Source organism: Sphingomonas sp. (assembly GCF_019635455.1).
Classification (GTDB): Bacteria; Pseudomonadota; Alphaproteobacteria; order Sphingomonadales; family Sphingomonadaceae; genus Sphingomonas.
The window spans coordinates 376,164-396,542 of sequence record NZ_JAHBZJ010000002.1 but is presented as its reverse complement, the minus strand read 5'-3'; the positions used below and the strand labels follow the sequence as shown (position 1 = coordinate 396,542).

Here is a 20,379-nt window from a genome sequence, read left to right as displayed (position 1 = left end):
CCAAGCGATCGTGTCAGCGTGTCAGCGCGATCCCCAGCCGGGCATGGCTGTCCCGCCGCCGAAACGCATCCAGCGATTCGCCATAGCCGGTAAATGCCTGCCCGAAGAGATAGATGCCAAAACCGCCCCCGAGCCGACCCAGTGGATAGGAGGCGAACAATTCCGCAGCATAACGCCCCGTCTCCGGATTGCCGCGCGCGGTGACATTGAGCTTCAGGCTGTCGGGCCGCATCACCGTGAGGCTGAGCGAGGCGTTCCCCCAATAGCGATCGAGATCGGGGGCCACGCCCTGCTTGCCAACGAACAGCCACGCCTGCGGCGTCACCTCGGCGCGCCATCCGTCACCCAGGTCGAACGCCTTGGTCACACGCGCGAACAGGCGGTTGGAATCGATCGAGCTGGCTGGTCCCTCACCGTTCGAATCGTGCCGCCAACCGATGCCGAATGCGGCGCTGTCACCCATCGGAATGTCGGCGAACAGCTCGGGCGAATAGGTGGTGTGGGTGAACGGCCCGGACGGCAGATCGAGCCGCCAGAACATTGTTTGCGTATAGGCAAAGCGCAGATGATCGAGCGCGCCGGCGCCATCGAACGGGCGGAAGGCGAAGCTGAATTGCAGCTTGGCACCCGCATCCTGCAACCCGAACGCGCCATAGACCGGCTCATGCGGGGAAAAGCGGTCGAGAAAGCCGGACGCGGTGCCACGGGAAGCGAGCACCTCTGTTTCCCCGGTAACCGACGGGGGGCGATCGGCCGGATAGGCGGCGCCGACGCCGGCGGGCAGCGGCGCGCCCGGCGTCGCGGGGACCGAGGGGCGGGCGGCATAGGCGGTCGGGACATAGCGCGCCTTGACGAAGCCGCCCGGCGCCACCGTCGCGACCGGAGCGGGCAGACGTTCGAGCACCAGCCGGGTTCCGTCGGCGGCGGTCACCTCGATCTGGCGCGGGCCTTCCGCCGCGACGGGGTCCGCCCCTTCGTTGATCAGGATCACCTCGACCCCGCGCAGCGCATCGCGCTCCGAAGCCGGCTGGGTCGGGACCGCGCGCAACTGGGCGAACGCCGGGGTGGCGCAAAGCGGGATCAGGCAGGCGAGCGCGCGCATCGCCATGCGATGCCATGCGAAGGTGACGATTGCGAGTCCCCCTCAGGCAGCGACGCGCAGTTCGAGCCGCTCCCAGATTTCCACCAGCGCTGCGGTGAGCTCCGCCATCATCGCCGCGTCATGCGCCGGCCCGGGCGTGAAGCGGAGCCGTTCGGTGCCACGCGGGACGGTGGGATAATTGATCGGCTGAACATAGACGCCATATTCGGCGAGCAGGATGTCGCTGATCCGCTTTGCCTTGACCGGATCCCCGACCATGAGCGGGACGATGTGCGTGGTCGATGACATCACCGGCAAGCCGGCGTCGGCGAACATCGACTTCAGCCGCGCGGCGGCGGCCTGCTGGCCATCGCGTTCCGCGCTCGACGCCTTGAGGTGGCGGACCGACGCCAGCGCGCCGGCGACCAGCACCGGCGAGAGCGACGTGGTGAAGATGAACCCCGGCGCGTAGGAGCGGATCACGTCGATGATCGTGCGGTCCGCCGCGATATAGCCGCCCATCACCCCGAACGCCTTGCCCAGCGTTCCTTCGATGATCGTGAGCCGCTTCGCCGCGTCGTCGCGTTCCGAAATCCCGCCGCCGCGCGCGCCGTACATGCCGACCGCATGCACTTCGTCGAGATAGGTGAGCGCGTTATATTTGTCGGCGAGGTCGCAGATCGCGTGGATCGGCGCGATGTCGCCATCCATCGAATAGACACTTTCGAACGCGATCAGTTTCGGCACCGCCGGATCGTCGGCCGCCAGCAACTCTTCGAGATGGGCGACGTCATTGTGCCGCCACACCCGCTTCTCGCATCCCGAATTGCGGATGCCCGCGATCATCGACGCGTGGTTGAGTTCGTCCGAATAGATGATGCAGCCCGGCAGCACCTTCGCCAGCGTCGAGAGCGTCGCGTCGTTCGACACATAGCCGCTGGTGAACAGCAGCGCCGCCTCCTTGCCGTGCAGATCGGCGAGTTCGCCCTCCAGATCCACATGATAATGGGTGTTGCCGCCGATGTTGCGGGTGCCGCCGGAGCCGGCGCCGACGTCGTGGAGCGCCGATTCCATCGCCGCGATCACGTCGGGATGCTGCCCCATCGCCAGATAGTCGTTCGAACACCAGACGGTGATCGGTTTCGGCCCGTTATGCCCGTGGAAGCAGCGCGCGTTGGGGAACATGCCCTTGTTGCGCAGGATATCGATGAAGACGCGATACCGCCCCTCGGCATGCAGCCGGTCGATGGCCTGGGTGAAGACGCGCGAATAGTCCACGGGGCGCGGCGAAGCGTCGGCGGGTGCGATGCTGTCCATGGCGCGCTCCGATAACGATTTTATGGCGGAAACGCCACATAAAGGATGCGATGACGGTGATCGAAGATGTCGGTCCCGCCTCGCCTGATCTGAATCACGACGAAAGCCGCGAATTATGCTATGTTCCCAACACCATGGGACGAGACTCCAAGCATTCTCGTGGCTGAGAGACGACGCGCTCCCGCTTCATTCTGAAGGGAGATTGCCCATGGAACGCGACGACATCGCATATTTCACCCGACGCGAACGCGACGAACGCGCGCATGCCGAACGCGCGGCAGAGGGGACGGCGCGGCGCGTCCACCGGGAACTGGCGAATCGCTATGCCGAGCGGCTGCGGGACCTGACGCCGAACATGCCCGATCCCGCCTAGGGCCGGTCGATCCGTCGCCACGGTACGGGATCGGCCATGTCGAGCCGGCATACGCCCGACAGGCGGTGCGCCGCGATATACCGGGCGGCGCGCGCGTCGTAATCGGGCGCGAGCGGCCGGTCGAATACCCAGTCGGCCGGCTGGAAGGTCGAATAACCGCCCAGGGTCGGCACACGCCACAGCTGGGCCAGCAACATCGAATCGTCATTATGCGGGTGCTTCGCCTGCATTTCCGGGCTGCGATAGAGCGGTTCGGCGCGGTGGGTACGCACCGCGTAAAAGCTGCGGCACCCGGCGGGCGGCGGGGGAATATGGGTGAGCGGCACCCAGTTCGCGGCCCGGCTGAGCTGTGCCGCCGGGACGGTATTGATCTGCTCGACCAGCAACAAAGCGACCAGCGCCAGCGCGGGCGCGCGCCGCCGTTCGAACAGCACGGCGAGCCGGTGGCGGAACACCGCGGCGACCAGCAGCAATACCGGCAGCACCAGGAAAATCTGATAGCGCGAAACGGTGCGCAGGCCCTTTGCACCCGGCACCAGATGGAACACCACCCCCCAGGGAGAGGCGACCCATAGCTGAAGCGTCAACGCCCAGCCGGCAAACACCGCCAGTGCGAACGCGAACAGCACCGGATCGGCCGGCGGCCGGCGGCGCAGCACCCGCCAGAGCGCCGCCACGGCGAGAACGAACAGGAAGACGGGGAAGCCCGATTCATGCTCGCCCCCGAACACCCGTCGTGGCAGATCGGGGTCCGCCGCAAAGGACCCGAGCAGCGCCCGCGCGCCGGAATTGACCCATCCCCACAACAGGTTGCCCGGGCCGCTATTCACCAGGTCGAGCGGCGTGACGAGATAACCGAGCATCTTCCAATAGCCATGGCCGCCGGTTTCCTGCGCCTTGGAGAGATAGACCGACAGGAACGGCACCACCGCGATTGCGAACGTCCCGATGCCGGTCGCGATCGTGCCGCCATGCGCCCGGATCAAACCGATCGCCCGCGCCGGTCGCCAGGCACCGGTGACGATCGACCAGCTCAGCACGAACAGACATGCAAACCACAATGTGAACCAGGCCATGTAATAGGCGGTGAGCAACCACGCGCCCATCAGCACCGCCAGGGCGGCGGCGAACCCCCGCGCTCGGGCGCGCGCGCCCGCCACCTCCGCCCGCACCGTTCCGATCGCGAGGATCGCGGCCACCGGAACGAGCGCGACCGACTGAAGCTGGGCATGGACGGCATGGATCGCCATCGCGTTCGAGATGGTGAACAGCGTCGCGACGAGCAGCGCCACGCCCGCCTGCCAGCCGAGGGTGCGGCGCGCCAGCCACCAGCTTGCGAAGAACCCGATCGTCTTGAACGTCGCGGCGTTCAGCGTGTCGGCCAGAAAGGGATCCGCCCAGTTCCGCCAGAAGGAATAGACCAACCCGAACAGCAGATAGCCGTCATTATAGCCAAGCGTATCCGCGTGCGGGTGGAAATAGATCGGCCGGTTCCACAGCGCATGGCCGGCCAGCACGTTGCGCCAATGTTCGAGCAGGCTGATCTCGATCACCCCGTCCGCGCGGTCGCCAAAGCCGAGATCGAACCCGCTGAGGATGGGATCACGGAACGCCACGCACATCGCCACGAGCCACACCAGCATCAGCCAGGGCAGCTCACGACGCGCGCTCACAAGGTTTCGATCACGGTAAGGCCATGGCGCGCGAATGCGGGCGCCAGCGCAGGATCTGCGGCGCCGGTGAAGACGGCAATCCCCGGCGGAAGGACATCGGGCCAGCCCTGACCATTCGTCAGCTGCGCGACGCGGCGCGCGATTCCCGGACCGCCATCGACGAACAGGACCGGGCGTGGCGCGGCCCTGGCGAGATCGTCGGCGACGAGCGGAAAATGCGTGCAGGCATTGACGATCACGTCGATCCGGTCGCCGCCGGGCTGATCGAACAGTCCGGCGAGCACCCCGGCAAAGCGGGCGGGATCGATCGACCGGTCGCGCAATCGCTGCTCCGCCAGTTCGACCAGATCGGCGCTGCCATGGCGCAGCACGGTGCAGTCGCCGGCGAATCGTGCCGCCAGGTCATCGACATAGGGCTGGCGCACCGTCGCACGCGTTCCCAGCACGCCGATCACCCGGCTGCGCGAACGTTCGGCGGCGATCTTGATCGCAGGAACGGTCCCGACGATCGGCACGTCGAGCGCCGCACGGACATGCGCGAGCGCGATGGTCGAGGCGGTATTGCAGGCAATGACGATGAGGCGTGGGCGATAGCGCTCCGCCAGCCGGCCGAGCAGCGCCGGGACGCGCGCGGCAATCTCTCCCTCGCTGCGCGTGCCATAGGGAAAGCCGGCGCTGTCGGCCGCATAGACCAGTGCCGCCTGCGGCAACAGTGCGCGCGTCGGCGCAAGCACCGACAGACCGCCCACGCCGGAATCGAAGAACAGGATCGGACGCGGGTCGGCCATGCCGCGCGGGGATGGCGCGCGCGCGCCGGGCCGTCAACCTGCCGGCCCGCGCGGCTTCCGGTTCTCCGGGATGCCCCGCGCGGTCAGGATCGGCAGGCAGAAGACCAGATACTCGTCGCGATCGACCCGCCCGTCATCATTGGCATCGCCCCGGGCGATCCACGCCGCCTGGCCCACTTTGTCGTGCAGCAAGGGTCACGTCGTGACGTGCGGGCGAACCCTTGGGGCAGGGCCTTCCGCGTCCGCGCCATCTTCAGTCTCTTGTCGATGGCGTGCGGCGAAATGCCGAGATCGATTGCCATTTCCTTCGCGGTCTGCGGAACGAACCGGCGGCGCAGGCACATCTTCTCCGCCTCGGTCAGCCGGTCGAGCGCCGCCCGTGTCGCATCGTCGATCATCGTCACCGCGATCCGCGCTGCATCGTGCCACCGCGATCCGACGACAGACCCCGCCCCAAGCCCCCGCGCCCGCTACCCCGTGACCGATATTGTTGCGCGGGCGGCGCGAAGCACCTAGCCTTCGTCCGACCAATTGGGGGACCGCACCTGACCACCGAAATTCTCTGGATCGCGCCGGCGCTGTCGATCCTGCTCGGCTATCTGCTCGGGTCGATCCCGTTCGGCGTGCTGCTGACGCGGTTCGCCGGGGCGGGCGACCTGCGGCAGATCGGGTCTGGCAATATCGGCGCGACCAACGTGCTGCGCACCGGTCGAAAGGGGCTGGCGGCGGCGACGTTGCTGCTCGATCTGCTGAAGGGCGCGGCGGCGGTGTGGATCGTGTCCGCGATCTGGCCCGGCAACGCGCTGCTTGCCGCGATGGGCGCGTTTGTCGGCCATTGCTATCCGGTCTGGCTCCGCTTCCGCGGAGGCAAGGGCGTGGCGACGCTGATGGGCATCGTACTTGCCCTGCACTGGCCGTGCGCGATCGTATACGCCGTGATGTGGCTGGGCCTGCTCGCCACGCTGCGTATCTCGTCGGTCGCCGGAATGGCGGCGGCGGTGAGCGCCCCGGTCAGCGCGGCCTGGTTCGGCCGGTTCGACATGGTGTTGCTGTTGCTGGGCCTGGCGCTGATCGTGCTGTGGAAGCATGGACCGAATATCGAACGGCTGCTGGCCGGCACGGAGCCGCGCATCGGCCGCAAGGATGGCTGACGCCGACACGGCGTTCGACCGGCTGTGCCTGATCCGCTCGTCGCGAATCGGCCCCGTCGCCTATCGCCAGTTGATGATGCGCTTTGGCAGCGCGCGGGCGGCGCTCGACGCATTGCCGACGCTCGCCGCGCGCGGGGGCGGAGGCGTCCCCCGGCTTGCCGACGCGGGCGCGGTGCGGCGCGAGATGGCGACCGCGGCAAAGCTGGGCGCGCGCTATCTGTTTCTGGAAGACCCCGCCTATCCGCCGTTTCTGGCCGAACTGGAAAATGCGCCGCCCGCCCTGCTCATACGCGGTGAGATCGCGCTTTCCGCCCGGCCATGCGTCGCCATGGTCGGCGCGCGCAATGCGTCGGCGGCGGCGTGTCGCTTCGCGCGACAGATCGCCCAGGGCTTGGCCGAATCGGGGGTGACCGTCGTGTCGGGGCTGGCGCGCGGGATCGATACCGCCGCGCATCAGGGGTCACTGGCCGGCGGCACCATCGGCGTGATCGCCAGCGGGATCGACATCGCCTTCCCGCCCGAAAATCGCGAATTGCAGGAACGGGTGGCCGTCGAGGGCCTGCTGCTCGCCGAACAGCCCCCGGGCGCCGAACCGCTCGCCCGCCACTTCCCCGCGCGCAACCGCATCATCGCGGGGCTGGCTCAGGGGACGGTGGTGGTCGAGGCCGCGCCGCGTTCGGGATCGCTGATCACCGCGCGGATCGCGGCAGAGGCGGGGCGCGAGGTGATGGCGGTCCCCGGTTCCCCGCTGGATCCGCGCGCGCAGGGCTGCAACCTGCTGATCCGCGACGGTGCGACGCTGGTGCAGACGGTCGAGGATATATTGGAGGCGGTGCGCCCGATCGATCCGCGCGCGGTGCGGACGCCGGCGCATGATTTCGGCCATGGACCCGCCAGCGAACCGGACGAAGCGGGGCGCGGCCGGATCGAGGGGTTGCTCGGCCCGGTGCCGGTTCCGGTCGATGAACTGATCCGTCAGGCCGGCATGCCGGCGGCGGCGGTTCAGCTCGTCCTGCTCGAACTCGAACTGGCCGGGCGGCTGGAACGGCATGCCGGCGGGCGGGTCAGCCTGCGCTGACCGCGCGATTCAGGCGAAGCGCTGGATCAGGCGGTTGGCCGCCAGCGACCCCAGGATGAGGACCACGAGTACCCAGATCGGCGCGACGAAGGCGAGCGCCGCGGCAATCACGCCCAGCGCAACCGGCATCCACCCGCCGACGCGCAACCGCCGGACCACCGCGACATCATGGTCGATCGCCAGCATGTCGGGGCGCAACGCCAGCCGCAGAAGATTGAGATTGAGCAGCCCCAGCACCACCAGCCAGCCGGAATAGAAGAAGATCGCGGTCTTCAGATTGACATATTCGCTGAACACGGCGGTCGGAAAGGGCAGGAACACGACGCCCAGCAACAGCAGCAGATTGGCGAAGACCAGCCGGTCGTCGGTGCGGGCAAGCTGCCCGAACAACCGGTGATGACCCAGCCAGAAGCGGCCGATGACAAAGAAGCTGACGAGAAAGCCGATATAGTTGGGGAGGAGGTCGGCAAGCGCGCGTTGCAGACCCGCTTCGCTCTCCGGCGCCAGCACCGGCGGATGGATTTCGATGACGAGCAGCGTGATCGCGATCGCGAACACCGCATCGCTGAAAAAGGTCAGCCGCTCCAGCAGCGTCGTTTCCCGGCTTCTCTGCATCTGCCCCCCGCTCGACTCGGCCTGCGTCAGCCTAAAGCCTGTTTCACCGCGCCGGAACCGCTTGCACGAGCGCCGGCAAGTCCCACTTGACGACGCACGGCGTTTCCGCACCCTCGTGCGCGTACGCGAAAAAGGATCGAACGCAACCTCATGCAGCTTGTCATCGTCGAATCGCCCGCCAAGGCGAAGACCATCGAGAAATATCTGGGGAAGGATTATCGCGTCCTGGCGTCCTATGGCCATGTCCGCGATTTGCCGCCCAGAGACGGATCGGTGAAGCCGGACGACGGCTTTGCGATGGATTGGGAAACCTATCCGGATAAGGCGAAGCAGCTGAAGGCGATTACCGATGAGGCGAAGAAGGCGGATCGCCTGATCCTGGCCACCGACCCCGACCGCGAGGGAGAGGCGATCAGCTGGCACGTGCAGGAATTGCTGGCGAAGAAGAAGGCGCTGCCCAGGGAGGTCGAGCGCGTAACCTTCAATGCGATCACCAAGGCGGCGGTCACCCAGGCGATGGCGCATCCGCGACAGCTGGATACCGACCTGATCGACGCCTATCGCGCGCGGCGCGCGCTGGACTATCTGGTCGGGTTCACCCTGTCGCCGGTGCTGTGGCGCAAACTGCCCGGCGCCAAGTCGGCGGGCCGGGTCCAGTCGGTCGCGCTGCGCCTGATCGTCGAGCGCGAGCGCGAGATCGAGCTGTTCAGGGCGCAGGAATATTGGAGCGTCACCGCACATCTGGAACAGGACGGAACCGCCTTTGACGCGCGGCTGGTCCGGTTCGAGGGAAAGAAGCTCGATCGGCTTTCGATCGGCGATGAAGGCACCGCGATGCGGGCAAAGGCGGCGGTCGAGCAGGGCCGCTTCAGTGTCGCCAGCGTCGAGACCAAACCGGCGATGCGCAACCCGCCGCCGCCCTTCACCACCTCGACCCTACAGCAGGAGGCGGCGCGCAAGCTCGGCTTTTCGGCGAGCCACACGATGCGGATCGCCCAGGGCCTGTATGAGGATGGCGCGATCACCTATATGCGGACCGACGGCGTGCAGATGGACGGCAGTGCGATCGATGCCGCGCGCAAGGCGATCCACGATCGCTATTCGGGCAGTTACGTCCCCGACAAGCCCCGCCAGTACCAGACCAAGGCGAAGAATGCGCAGGAAGCGCATGAGGCGATCCGTCCGACCGACTTCACCCGCGATCGCGCCGGCGGGGGCGATCATGCGCGGCTGTATGAGCTGATCTGGAAGCGGGCGCTGGCGAGCCAGATGGCCTCGGCCCGGCTGGAGCGCACCACGGTCGAGCTGGAAGAGCCGACCGGACAGGACGCGCTGCGCGCTACCGGACAGGTCGTGCTCTTCCCCGGCTATCTGGCGCTCTACGAGGAAGGCCGCGACGATTCGGACGATGAGGATGGTCGCCGCCTTCCGGTGATCCGGCAGGGTGACACGCCCGCCAGGACCGGCGTCGATGCCGAACAGCATTTCACCCAGCCGCCGCCACGCTTTTCCGAAGCCTCGCTGGTGAAGCGGCTGGAGGAGCTCGGTATCGGGCGCCCCTCGACCTATGCCTCGATCATCCAGGTGCTGAAGGATCGCGCCTATGTGCGGGTGGAAAAGAACCGCTTCTTCGCGGAGGAGACCGGGCGCCTGCTCGTCGCCTTTCTCGAGCGGTTCTTCGAACGTTATGTGAATTACGATTTCACCGCCGGGCTGGAGGAAGAGCTGGACGATGTCTCGGGCGGGCGCGCCGGGTGGCAAGCGGTGCTCGACGCGTTCTGGCGCGACTTTCGCCCGCGCACCGAAGAGGTGATGGAGCGCAAGCCCAGCGAGGTCACGCAGGAGCTCGACGAATTCCTCGAGCCCTATCTGTTTCCCGACAAGGGCGACGGCAGCGATCCGCGCCTCTGCCCCAGCTGCGGCACCGGTCGCCTGGCGCTGCGCGGTGGCAAGTTCGGCGCGTTCGTCGCCTGCTCCAACTATCCCGACTGCAAGTTCACGCGCCGCTTCGGCCAGCCGGGGGGCGCCGACGGCGGCGACTCAGGGCCAGAGGTGATCGGCACCGACCCGGAAACCGGGGAGGAGATCAGCCGGCGATCCGGACGGTTCGGCCCCTATATCCAGCGTGGCGAGGGCAAGGATGCGGCCCGCGCGTCGATCCCGAAGGATATCCCGGAGCTGGACCTCGACTGGGCGGTAAAGCTGCTCAATCTGCCGCGAACGATCGGCGATCATCCGGAAACCGGGAAGCCGATCACCGCGTCGATCGGCCGTTATGGCCCCTATCTGGCGCATGACGGGAAATATGCCCGGCTGTCCGCGACTGCCGACGTGTTCGAAACCGGCATGAACGCCGCCGTCGTCAAGCTGGCGGAGGCAGCGGCGGGGGGCGGGCGTCCGCAGCGCGGATCGCGCGAGCCGCTCAAGAATTTTGGCGCGCATCCGGTATCGGGCGCGGAGATCAAGCTGATGGAGGGGCGCTTTGGCCCCTATCTCACCGACGGCACGACCAACGCGACCCTGCCCAAATCGGTCGATCAGGCCGCGCTGACTCTCGAAGAAGCGGCGCAGCTGATCGACGCCAAGGCGGCAGCCGGTCCACCGAAGAAGAAAGGGCGTAAGACGCCCGCCAAGAAGAAGGCGCCGGCGAAGAAAGCAGCGAAAAAATAACCGCGGGGGTTATCCGAATTCGACCGCTTCGAACCGGACTGGCTGGCCGATCGCGCTATCGGCCAGTTCGCTGTCCCACATCACGCGGTTGCCGCGAATGATCGTCCCCACCGGCTTTCCGGTGAGCGTCATGCCGGTAAAGGGCGACCAGCCACAGCGCGAAGCGAGCCAGTCCTCCCCGATCGTCCATTTCGCCTTCAGATCGACGATCGTGAAGTCGGCATCATAGCCGGGAACGATCCTCCCCTTGCCGACGATCCCGAATATCCGCTGTGGCCCCGAACACATAAGGTCGATCAGCCGTGGCAAGGTCAGCCGTCCACTGGCGACATGATCCAGCATCAGCGGCAGGATCGTCTGCACGCCCGGCATGCCGCTCGGACTTGCCGGATAGGGCCGCGCCTTCTCCTCGATCGTATGCGGCGCGTGATCGGATCCCAGCACGTCCGGCACCCCCTGGTTGAGCCAGTGCCATAGCCCGTCGCGATGCGCACCGGATCGGATTGGCGGGTTCATTTGCGCATGACTGCCAAGTCGCGGATAGGCGTCCTCCGCCGCCAGCGTCAGATGCTGCGGCGTGACCTCGCACGTCGCGATATCCTTGTTCCGGCCGAGCAGTTCGAGCTCGGCCGGCGTCGTCACGTGCAGCACATGGATGCGCCGCCGTGCCGCCCGGGCGAGCGTCAGGATGCGCCGCGTCGCCAGCATCGCGCTTTCGTCATCGCGCCACACCGGGTGGCTCGACGGGTCGCCCACCACACGCTCGCCGGCGCGGGCGTTCATGCGCTCCTCGTCCTCGGCATGAATCGCGACCCGGCGATGGCCGGATGCGAGTACCCGCGCAAGGTTCGCATCATCCGATACCAGCAGGTCGCCGGTCGATGCGCCCATGAAGATCTTGACGCCCGCCGTGCCGGGCAGCCGTTCCAGCTCGGCGAGATGCTCGGCATTATGGTTGGTCGCGCCGACATAAAAGGCGTGGTCGCACCACATCCGGTTCGCCGCGCGCTTCAGCTTGTCCGCGACCGCATCGGCGCTGTCGGTGTTGGGCTTGGTGTTCGGCATTTCGAACACCGCGGTCACACCGCCCAGCACCGCCGCGCGACTTCCGCTCTCCAGATCCTCCTTGGCCTCTAGTCCCGGTTCGCGAAAATGAACCTGGCTGTCGATGACTCCGGGCAGGATGTCGAGGCCGGTGCAATCGATCACCTGCGCCGCATCGCCGTGCGCACCGATCGCGACGATCCTGCCATCGCGCACGCCGATGCCGGTTTGCGCCGCTCCTCCCGGCAAGTGGACGGTGCCGCCGGTCAGCAGGAGATCATATGTCGCCATGTCAGCCTCTTTCGGTCGCCCCTGGGCCGTCCTACCTGTTCGGTATGACTGAGGCTACCCTGCTTGCCGATCGCGCGCTGCTGCGCGTTTCCGGAGACGATTCGCGCGGATTTCTGCAAGGCCTGGTGACACAGGACGTCGGGGCGGTGCGCCCGGACATGCCGCAATGGGCAGGCCTGCTCACACCACAGGGCAAGGCGTTGTTCGACTTCATCCTGTGGGACGATGGCGATGCGGTGCTGATCGATTGCGAGAGGAGTCAGGCGGAGGCGCTTGCCCGACGGCTTGGCATCTATCGGTTGCGGCGTGCGGTCGCCATCGATCAGATTGAGGGGGGCGTGCATTGGGCCGCTGGCACGGATGCCGGCGTGCCGGACCCCCGACTCGCTGCGCTTGGGATGCGCTGGCTCGGTGCTGCCGAAGGGGCTGATGCGTCGCACGCATGGCGCGCGCATCGCTTGCGGCGCGGCGTTACCGAGGGGATCGGCGAATTGGGGCAGGACCGGACATTGTGGCTGGAGTGCAACGCGGGTGAACTGAACGGCGTCAGTTATGCCAAGGGCTGCTATGTCGGCCAGGAGAATACCGCACGGATGCATCATCGCGCGAAGGTGACTCGCCGCCTTGTCGTCGCTCCGCTGGGCGAAGCGGGGGAGCGGACGCGCGCCGTCTATCCGGAACTCGGGCTGATGATCGAGCATCGGCGCATCGACGCGCTCGGAGACGCGCGCACGCCCTCCTGGCTCGTAGCGGCGCTGAATTCAGATGCCTGACCATTCGAGACCGCAGGGCAGGTCGAAATCGGCATAGTCGATCTGGAGGACCCGCCGTCGATGGGGAATGCGCGCAGCCTGCGACGCATGGAGGATAGGGGTTGAATAGACCCACGCATCGCCTGCCATGGCGTGGCACGCTCTTATGCCAAACCGCGCAACAACCGCGTCGATCTGATCTTCCGGGATACGTCCGCACCGGTGCGATCCGGGCGCGATGAGCAGGGGCGCATTATCGGCATCGACATCGTCGAGGTGGAAGCGGACGGTGAGCATGTGCTCCAGCACCGCGATCGGCGGCGCGACGTGCAACATCCCGGCCTTCACGGTCCAGGGGCCGAAGCCCGGCGCTTCGCGCCGGTGCTTCACACATATCGTGCGATCCTGGTGCCAGGCGAGCGACCAGTTGATCGCGGCGCTCTTGTCGAAGCAGATAGCGCGAACCGGACGGGTGAGGTCGGAGAAGCCGGGTAGCCGCCGAATGGCGGCGGATCGACCGGGGTGAACAAGCGCCTCAAGATCGCGCCTCCCGGACAGGCGGATTCCGGCACGACGATCGGGAAGGCCAGTGAGGAGAGCGCGGAACGCGTCCACCTCCGGCGCGATTGCCGCAGCGATGTGTTCAGCACCATCGGTTGGCAGCGTACATCCATTTGCGGGATCGATCCGATGTCCCATCACATCGCGCTTCCATGCCGGACTCGCGGCGCACCCATCGTTTGGAACCGCAAGCATATCGCTGAAACCAACTCGCGTGCGCGCAAGTAAGCGCGCAGAAGAATCGCTGGATAACGAAAAAGGGAGGCCGGTTGCCCGACCTCCCCAATTCGTTCGATCCGCAAGACGGACCGCGTGGCTTACATGCCCGAACCCGGACCGTAAGTGATTTCCACGCGACGGTTCTGCAGTTCGCGGACGCCATCGGCAGTCTCGACGCGCGGACGGCTTTCGCCGAACGCTTCCGTGCTGATGACGCCGTCCGGGATGCCCCGACCGCTCATATAGGCACGGACCGAGTCCGCACGACGCTGCGACAGACCGACGTTGTAGCTCGCCGAACCCGAACGGTCGGCGTGGCCCGCCAGCATGACCTGCGCATTGCCGCAGTTCTGGTACGCCGAGATCGCGTTGTCGAGAATGCCGGCCGCCTCGGGCGTGATGTCCGACTTGTCCCACTCGAAGAACACGATGTACGGCCCCGGAGTGCAGACCACCGGAGGCGGCGGCGGCGGCGGGGTCGGCGCCGGAGGCGGCGGGGGAGGCGGGGGAGGCGGCGGCGGCGGCGGAGCCGGCGGTGCGCCGAAGTTGAACGTGACGCCACCCATCAGGCTGTGCGAACGGAAGCCACCATTGAAGGAGCGACCGGTTACATCGACCAGGCGGACATTGTCCGCATTGAAGAAGCGATACTTCAGCGTCACGTCGATGTTGTCGGTGATCGGCTGACGCAGGCCAGCGATGACCTGCCACGCGAACACGGTGTCGGAATCGTCGAGGAACGGCCCACGCGTGTTGAGACCGACGGTCTCCTTCACGCGCGCCACACCGACGCCACCGCCCAGGAAGCCCTGGACGCCGTCATCGGCGCCGAAATCGACCATGCCGTTGACCATGAAGCTGAGCGCCGAAGTGCGGCCACCAGCATAGTCATAGGTACCCGCCGGGGCATTCACCAACGCGTTCGCGGCATTGCGAAACGGCGTCGTGACCGTCGAGCGGTACGATTCGATGCCGGCCCGGCGATAGCTGACCTCGGCCTCGGCACGGAAACCACCAAAGTCGTAACCGACGGTGCCACCGACATCCCAGCCATAGTCGTGATCGACAACGCCCGCTTTCGTGGCCGCGCCGATATCGTAATTGATGTCTTCGACGATCATCGCGCCGCCTTCGACGCCCACATACCACGCATCATCGCGGGCGAGGGCGGGCGTGCTGAGCGCAGTCGAAGCGAGTGCCAAAGTAACGGCAAGCTTCCGCATCATAATCCCCTTTCTTGGTTGTCACGTCGGACAGCGCTAACTTCCTACTCGCTCGAAAGTTTCCGCGCAAGCGAACAAAATCCGGGGACTGTTGCCGTAACGTCACAGTTCTGTGGTGGCGATCAACCCGTGCGTGCGCAGCGCGAAAAGGATCGAATCGATCGCCGCGCGGGCCTCGACATCGACGGTCGAACCGCCTGCGGGGGCGGCGATCGCCGATAGCCTCGCGCCGACCACCTGGTCCCCGCCGATTCGTAGCGCCGATCCCGCGAGGACACCGATCGACCATCCCGCATCGCCATACGCCGCCACGAGGCCGTTACCCTCCATCGTTATCCTCAGCCCCAAACGCGGCGACACGAACCGCCAGCCGCCATCGGTCCACATCGCCAGGGCCTCGGCCCACCCCGCCCACGCGCCGGTCGGCGCCGTCCCGACGATCCAGCACTGTCCCGGTTCCGGCGTGTCGGGCGGGACGTTGATACCCGCCGCGATCGCCGAAGGCGCGAGCATCGCGTCAATCAGGACGATCGCCTCGTTATGAGACACTTCCTTCTGCGCTTGCCCCGCATTCAGCAGGGGCAGCGCAAAGCGCGGCGAATCGGACATCGGTCTCTCCTTCAGATCGCAGGAATGAGCGCAAACAGCGGCAGCGAGGCGCCATGGTCGCCCTGCTGGCGAATCTCCACCGTCAGCGGCCCCGCATCGCGCCACGCGGTGGGGACGGTGAACAGGGCCTCGGATGTCGATTCGATCCACGCGTCCTCGCCCGACCGCGAGAAGTGCAACGTGTAACGCTCCGCCTCCTCGCCGATCGGCGCGTCCACGCCGTCGATCCACTGCCATCCACCCCGGCTTCGCCGCACCCACCGCAGGACGATCGCGCCATCGGGCTGAACCTGCTGGCGCGGCGCCACTGGCGATGGCGGCCGCGTCGAAGCGCCATCCGCCACCGCATCGGCGGTCGCGGGTTCCGCCGCGTTCGCGGACATCGCCATGATCGCAACGGATCCGCGAAACCCTGCCGGCAGGTCCAGCGGCTTCGCGCGGTCCTGCTCCAGCAGCACGAAGCGATCGCCAGCGCTCGCGCCGCCGATCGCATGCTCGGTTCCACGCCGCCCGCGCCACAGGGTCGAAAGTCGCCAGCGACCCGCTCCCAGCGGCTCCGCACGCCCGAACTGCAACAGTTCGTCGCCGACCAGCGCCAGGTTCGCGCCGGCGTCCAGCGCGGCCGGCGACGCGTCGTTCAGCTGCATTGCGCCATGGCCCAGCTGGACGACGACGACATTGTGCCGGTCCTCTACCGGCAGCGTACAGGCGCCCGGGCCGCTTTCGACGGTCCCCATGATCGCCGGCGCCGCCGTCGCGCCGATCGCCTCCCAGCTCGCGCCGCCGTCCATGCTCATCGACAGCGCCGCGCGCCGCCACCCCGCCTCGGTTCCACTCGCAAAGACAAGCAGGCGAGGCGCGGCAAGCGAAGCTGCGGTCGGATTCGGCATCTCGCACGCGTACAGCACGGTCGTTCCCTCGATCAGGTCGGGCGCACCCAGCACACGCCCGGACGCGGCGACCGGCATCAGCTGGGCGGGCGCGATGGCGATCAGTTCCAGCGTGGGTCGCGCGTGATCGAGTGCTGCGACGCCGACGCGCCAGATGCCGCTCTCGCCCTCAATCCGGACGCGGTTTCCGGGCGCGATCGCCAGCCCGGACCAGCCGGGGCAAATGGTCCGCCGCTCGCGCTCCGCCATCATCTGCGCGAGGCGCGAGTCCGCGACATGCTTGGCGGCCGCTGCCGACAGCGCCGCCGGCAATTCGATCGCTTCGTTGCGATAACCGCTTCCGGGGCGTGTCGAGGATTGCAGGCCCGCCTGGTAATCGCGAGCTGGATCGTAATGGCTGACCGTCACCCGCGTCGGCACGCGATCGGCGGGTGTCAATGTGCGGATCGCCCCGGCGCCACGATCGTGGTCACGGACATTTGTCGCCGCGCCGGACCCAACCGCCAGCTGCACCCCGGTGTCCCCCTGCATGGGCCACGCCCCTGCGGCATCGGCCAGCCGCTCGATCACCGCGCGCGCCGATCCGCCATAGGCCGAATAGCCGTCCAGCCACAGGCCCGCGTCGCCCCCCGCGTCGGCGATATCTCCCACATCCCGCGCGATCGCGCCGATGGAAACCGGCTCGGAGTCCGCAACGATTTCGAAGGTGAGCGAGGGGATCCGATTACCGAAATCCGCCAGTTCCATATTCTCGAACACGCATAGGCGACACCGCGATGCGCCGGACACAGCCCATTCCCTCGGCCGATGCGATCAGGGGTCGGCCACACCTGCGTCTCTCGCTGCCGGTATAAGGAGACGAAACCCGGTCGAGCTCGCCAGTCGCCGCCGCCCGCGCAACAGCTTGCCATCTGCCCAGATCGGCCAACCGACAGGATCGGCCGCGCCATTTCAACGCCACTGCAAGCGACGCGCTGGCTGGCATCAACTCGGTCATCGGGCTGCCGCCATCGCGTGCACTGTTCGTCAGGTCGGTCGCCCAGATCTCACCGATCCGGCAGCGCGCATCCTCGTCCCCGGGCAATCACGGGACCAGGCGCTGTAGCTCGACGTCTGAATCCGCCGCTCAGTCCAGGCGCGGCCCCTCACGCCCACTTTCGGCAGACAGCAGTTCGCGATCGACGCTCTGGCCGATCAGGCCGCCCAGCATCGCGCCGATCGGCCCGCCGATCGCGCCACCGACGGTGGTCAGAACCAGTGTCGCCATTCAATCCTCCGCTCGCCAACGCGCCAGTTCGGGCCAGGGCGCCGCGCCCGGACGCTCAACCACCCGACGCAGGGCGGCATCCGCGTGGATCACGCCATCGCCGCAATCGATCGCCAGGTGCAGCTGCCCTGGCCCCGCCTCGAACAGCACCAGATCGCCCGGACGCGCGACGGACGCGTCCGGCAGCCCAGCGGCGCCTACCGCGCGCCGTACCGCGCCGATGTCACGGCTTCGCAACGCGTAGCCGCTCGGCACCCCCGCTCCATAAGCGAGCGCGGCGAGTCCGACGCAATCCAGCCCTTCGGACACGTTCCGCCCGTGCAGCCGAAACCGCGTTCCGATCGCTGCCCGCGCGCGCGTCAGCGGCGTCATGCCCCCGGATACCGGGTCAGCAGGTCGATCCCCGGCAGATAGGGTTCACCGCGAAAATTCGCCGCATTTCCGAATCGCGTGGCACAGGTCGCGATCGACTTGTCGCACCCCTCGCTCACCTCGACCAATGCGTCCGACGCGTCGAAGCGCGGCGACTCCCTCAACGTCACCCCCGCCCCATCCGATAGTGCGATCCAGCCCGTCAGCCCGGTATTCGGCCCGGTCAACCAGCGGACCCTGCCGCCCGTCCACGCCCCCGCCAGGGGTTCGGCCCGATCCAGCATCAGCGCCGCACCCTCCGCCGCGATCACCCGGGCAATGCGCTTTCGGCCCGCCATCGGCACCCGGCATCGCCTGTCGCCCAGTTCCGCGCGGCATTCGGGCGACGTCACCTCGCATATCGGCGCCTCCAGCCGCGCGGCGATCCCGCGCAGTTCGGCGGTCAGCGTCCCCGCCCGCGTCTCCACCGCACCGATCGCGCCCTCGCCCAGTGGCACCGGCGCCACCGGATCACTCCAGTCGACCGCGAACAGCGCAACGCGCGCGCCGTCCCAGCGCCCGGCCAACAGGTCGGTTTCACCGATCGCAGCGCCGCTCAGTGCGCCGGTCACGTCCATGCTGTCGGCGTCGAAATCGGCGCTGCGCCGGATCGCCGAAGGGGTCATCCCCGGCGCGGCGCGATACAGAAAGCCGTCCACTACCAGATCGCGGTCATGCGCGGTGAGACCGATCGCCACCCCGTCCAGCCGCTCGATCCGCCAACACAGCGCGATCGTCGCCAACGGCTCATCCAGCCAGGTCATACTCACCCTCTCCCCTGCTGCGCCATGCCGAGTCATCACGACCGTCGTGACCACCACCCGCTCGCGCCCGGTCGGCCGGCGCGCGTTTTGAACGGATTCGTCAAACCCGCTTGCGCGCCTTCCCTAAGCCTCCCGAACCTCCACCAGCGGCACATGCATCGCCGCCCCGGCCATGAAGGTCGCGCGGTTCACGCTCAGCGAATCCTCTGCAAATCGCACCACGACATCGAATCGGAACCCTGCGGTCACCAGCGACTCGGCCTCGGGCGCCTCGTCCAGCATCACCATGCCCCGCTCGCCAAGCGCGAAGGCAGTCGTCTCGACGCCGTCGATCGCGACGCGGACGGTCCCGGCGACCGGCCGCGTGATCCGCCGCCTCACCTCGCCATAATGTTTCACCAGTGCGAACATCTGGGTCGCGTCGTCGCCGGTGCCGATCAACTGATCGATCGGCGTCGGGGCGCCATCGGCATTCGAACACGCATCGAACGGATCGCGCAGGCGAAACGCGCGCGCCGGCCCCATCCGCGCGCGATAGAATGCCAGCAACGCGCGAATGTCGGCCTCTCCGCGCACTCCGGGTCCCACATCGTACCGGGTCCGCGCCTCGGCCCAGGCGGCGCTGCGTGCTTCATGACCGCCCGCGCTCGTCAGAATCGCGGTCGATACTTCCGGTGCCACCTCGGCTTCTTGTCCCAGGGCGATCGGGAACAGCACATCGTCGAACGCCTGCATCTCTTCCTCCTGATCGAACGCGACGAAGCCGTCGCGGATCACCTGAGGCAGCGCCCAGATGAAGGTCGCCGCCACCCCCCGCGAGCGCGCCGCATCGGCCGCGGCCGCGATACCGCGCCACTGGTGTGCGTCCTCCGGATCGCGCACAAAGCCCGCGAAATAATGCTGACGTCCGGCCGGATAGCCCAACCGCTCCTGCGCCTGTGCCACGCCGCGCGCCGTCGCGACGGCGTTGCCTGCTGCTGCCCACTCATAATCCTCAAGCTGCAACACATCGAATGCCGGATATAGCCCTGCGGCGCCAGGCTCACGAACATCCGATCGACATCGCCTGCCCACACCGGATCGGCCTCGTCCGGCAACAGGAACCCGCCCGTCACGCTCGCGAAATCGATGGTGACGGCGCAATCCTCCGCCGTCCCCTGCGCATAATTCCACAGGCGCACATCCGCCCGCATCGGTCTCGACGCTCACCCGCTCCGGCCGCAGCGCGAACAGCTCGGCGACGCCCCCCGCTCCATCGCCGAGCAGCTGGATATAGGCGTTGCCGTGGAGCAGCAGCTGTGCGGCGACCACCTGGATCAGCTCCTGGCCCTGCGTCCGCGCATTGACCAATGCCGCCAGCGCCGGGTCCGACGCGTTGAGCGGCGCCGATGCCACCGCCTCTGCCACGATCCGCACCGCGCGTTGCGCCACCGGATTGGCGGTGTAGCCCGCGCGGATCTGCGCCTCATATGTTTGCGGCCAGTCTCCCCAGCTGCCCGGCGCGCTCTGCCCACGCGCCAACACCGGACGCGAGGCATCGCGCCCGGACTTCCGCCCGAACCATTTCATGGACTGTCTCCCTTGCCCGCCTGCCGGCGATCG

The 20,379-nt window shown here is 67.5% G+C and carries 20 protein-coding genes; 5 read left to right on the top strand and 15 right to left on the bottom strand.

What is annotated here, in order from left to right; translation table 11 throughout:
- Positions 1–13 precede the first annotated feature (13 nt).
- Both KF783_RS04590 and hemA read right to left on the bottom strand, forming a co-directional pair.
- Positions 14–1,102 (bottom strand): phospholipase A, encoded by a 1,089-nt coding sequence (locus KF783_RS04590; RefSeq protein ID WP_294076917.1) that lies wholly within the window; start codon positions 1,100–1,102, stop codon positions 14–16.
- 42 nt (positions 1,103–1,144) lie between these two features.
- Positions 1,145–2,398 (bottom strand): 5-aminolevulinate synthase, encoded by a 1,254-nt coding sequence (gene hemA, locus KF783_RS04585; protein ID WP_294076916.1) that lies wholly within the window; start codon positions 2,396–2,398, stop codon positions 1,145–1,147.
- A 208-nt stretch (positions 2,399–2,606) separates the two neighbouring features.
- On the opposite strand from hemA, the gene KF783_RS04580 reads away from it, so the two are divergent.
- Positions 2,607–2,771, top strand: coding sequence for a hypothetical protein (locus tag KF783_RS04580; protein WP_294076915.1), 165 nt, complete (start codon positions 2,607–2,609; stop codon positions 2,769–2,771).
- On the opposite strand, the gene KF783_RS04575 is transcribed toward KF783_RS04580, so the two are convergent.
- The 3 genes from KF783_RS04575 to KF783_RS04565 form a co-directional block, all read right to left on the bottom strand.
- Complete coding sequence (locus KF783_RS04575) at positions 2,768–4,444, bottom strand: hypothetical protein (RefSeq protein ID WP_294076914.1); 1,677 nt, start codon at positions 4,442–4,444, stop codon at positions 2,768–2,770. The two genes, KF783_RS04580 and KF783_RS04575, sit on opposite strands and share 4 nt — an antisense overlap.
- A complete protein-coding gene (gene murI / locus KF783_RS04570; protein ID WP_294076913.1) occupies positions 4,441–5,232 on the bottom strand; it encodes a glutamate racemase in 792 nt (263 codons plus the stop codon). Before murI ends, KF783_RS04575 begins: the two co-directional genes overlap by 4 nt.
- A gap of 83 nt (positions 5,233–5,315) precedes the next feature.
- Positions 5,316–5,630 carry a hypothetical protein gene (locus tag KF783_RS04565; RefSeq protein WP_294076912.1) on the bottom strand — a complete coding sequence of 105 codons (315 nt, stop codon included), beginning with the start codon at positions 5,628–5,630 and terminating at the stop codon, positions 5,316–5,318.
- A gap of 147 nt (positions 5,631–5,777) precedes the next feature.
- On the opposite strand from KF783_RS04565, the gene plsY reads away from it, so the two are divergent.
- Both plsY and dprA read left to right on the top strand, forming a co-directional pair.
- On the top strand, positions 5,778–6,383 hold the full coding sequence (gene plsY / locus KF783_RS04560) for a glycerol-3-phosphate 1-O-acyltransferase PlsY (RefSeq protein ID WP_294076978.1): 606 nt from the start codon (positions 5,778–5,780) through the stop codon (positions 6,381–6,383).
- On the top strand, positions 6,376–7,461 hold the full coding sequence (dprA, locus tag KF783_RS04555; RefSeq protein ID WP_294076911.1) for a DNA-processing protein DprA: 1,086 nt from the start codon (positions 6,376–6,378) through the stop codon (positions 7,459–7,461). The genes plsY and dprA overlap by 8 nt, the downstream gene beginning before the upstream one ends.
- 9 nt (positions 7,462–7,470) lie before the next feature.
- Here the strand turns inward: dprA and KF783_RS04550 are convergent, their stop codons facing one another.
- Positions 7,471–8,076, bottom strand: a complete 606-nt coding sequence (locus tag KF783_RS04550) for a TMEM175 family protein (protein ID WP_294076910.1) — start codon at positions 8,074–8,076, stop codon at positions 7,471–7,473.
- 150 nt (positions 8,077–8,226) lie between these two features.
- Here KF783_RS04550 and topA point away from each other — a divergent pair, with 150 nt between their 5' ends.
- The gene (gene topA / locus KF783_RS04545; RefSeq protein WP_294076909.1) at positions 8,227–10,746 is read left to right on the top strand and encodes a type I DNA topoisomerase; all 2,520 of its coding nucleotides are present in this window, start codon (positions 8,227–8,229) and stop codon (positions 10,744–10,746) included.
- 9 nt (positions 10,747–10,755) lie between these two features.
- On the opposite strand, the gene KF783_RS04540 is transcribed toward topA, so the two are convergent.
- Positions 10,756–12,081 carry a dihydroorotase gene (locus KF783_RS04540; protein ID WP_294076908.1) on the bottom strand — a complete coding sequence of 442 codons (1,326 nt, stop codon included), beginning with the start codon at positions 12,079–12,081 and terminating at the stop codon, positions 10,756–10,758.
- 44 nt (positions 12,082–12,125) lie between these two features.
- Between KF783_RS04540 and KF783_RS04535 the strand changes: the two genes are divergently transcribed.
- Positions 12,126–12,854 (top strand): folate-binding protein, encoded by a 729-nt coding sequence (locus KF783_RS04535; protein WP_294076907.1) that lies wholly within the window; start codon positions 12,126–12,128, stop codon positions 12,852–12,854.
- On the opposite strand, the gene KF783_RS04530 is transcribed toward KF783_RS04535, so the two are convergent.
- The 8 genes from KF783_RS04530 to KF783_RS04495 all read right to left on the bottom strand — a co-directional run bounded on the left by KF783_RS04530 (position 12,843) and on the right by KF783_RS04495 (position 20,346).
- On the bottom strand, positions 12,843–13,532 hold the full coding sequence (locus KF783_RS04530; RefSeq protein WP_294076906.1) for a phytanoyl-CoA dioxygenase family protein: 690 nt from the start codon (positions 13,530–13,532) through the stop codon (positions 12,843–12,845). The two genes, KF783_RS04535 and KF783_RS04530, sit on opposite strands and share 12 nt — an antisense overlap.
- A 179-nt stretch (positions 13,533–13,711) precedes the next feature.
- Positions 13,712–14,836 carry an OmpA family protein gene (locus tag KF783_RS04525; RefSeq protein ID WP_294076905.1) on the bottom strand — a complete coding sequence of 375 codons (1,125 nt, stop codon included), beginning with the start codon at positions 14,834–14,836 and terminating at the stop codon, positions 13,712–13,714.
- A gap of 102 nt (positions 14,837–14,938) precedes the next feature.
- Positions 14,939–15,445, bottom strand: a complete 507-nt coding sequence (locus KF783_RS04520; protein WP_294076904.1) for a DUF2793 domain-containing protein — start codon at positions 15,443–15,445, stop codon at positions 14,939–14,941.
- A gap of 11 nt (positions 15,446–15,456) precedes the next feature.
- Positions 15,457–17,124, bottom strand: a complete 1,668-nt coding sequence (locus tag KF783_RS04515; RefSeq protein WP_294076903.1) for a phage tail protein — start codon at positions 17,122–17,124, stop codon at positions 15,457–15,459.
- Between the two features lie 337 nt (positions 17,125–17,461).
- Positions 17,462–17,602, bottom strand: coding sequence for a hypothetical protein (locus KF783_RS04510; protein ID WP_294076902.1), 141 nt, complete (start codon positions 17,600–17,602; stop codon positions 17,462–17,464).
- Positions 17,603–17,974: a peptidoglycan endopeptidase gene (locus tag KF783_RS04505; protein ID WP_294076901.1), complete on the bottom strand. Its 372-nt coding sequence runs from the start codon at positions 17,972–17,974 to the stop codon at positions 17,603–17,605.
- Positions 17,971–18,777, bottom strand: a complete 807-nt coding sequence (locus tag KF783_RS04500) for a DUF2163 domain-containing protein (protein ID WP_294076976.1) — start codon at positions 18,775–18,777, stop codon at positions 17,971–17,973. Before KF783_RS04500 ends, KF783_RS04505 begins: the two co-directional genes overlap by 4 nt.
- A 123-nt stretch (positions 18,778–18,900) precedes the next feature.
- The gene (locus tag KF783_RS04495) at positions 18,901–20,346 is read right to left on the bottom strand and encodes a TIGR02217 family protein (protein WP_294076900.1); all 1,446 of its coding nucleotides are present in this window, start codon (positions 20,344–20,346) and stop codon (positions 18,901–18,903) included.
- Positions 20,347–20,379 lie beyond the last annotated feature (33 nt).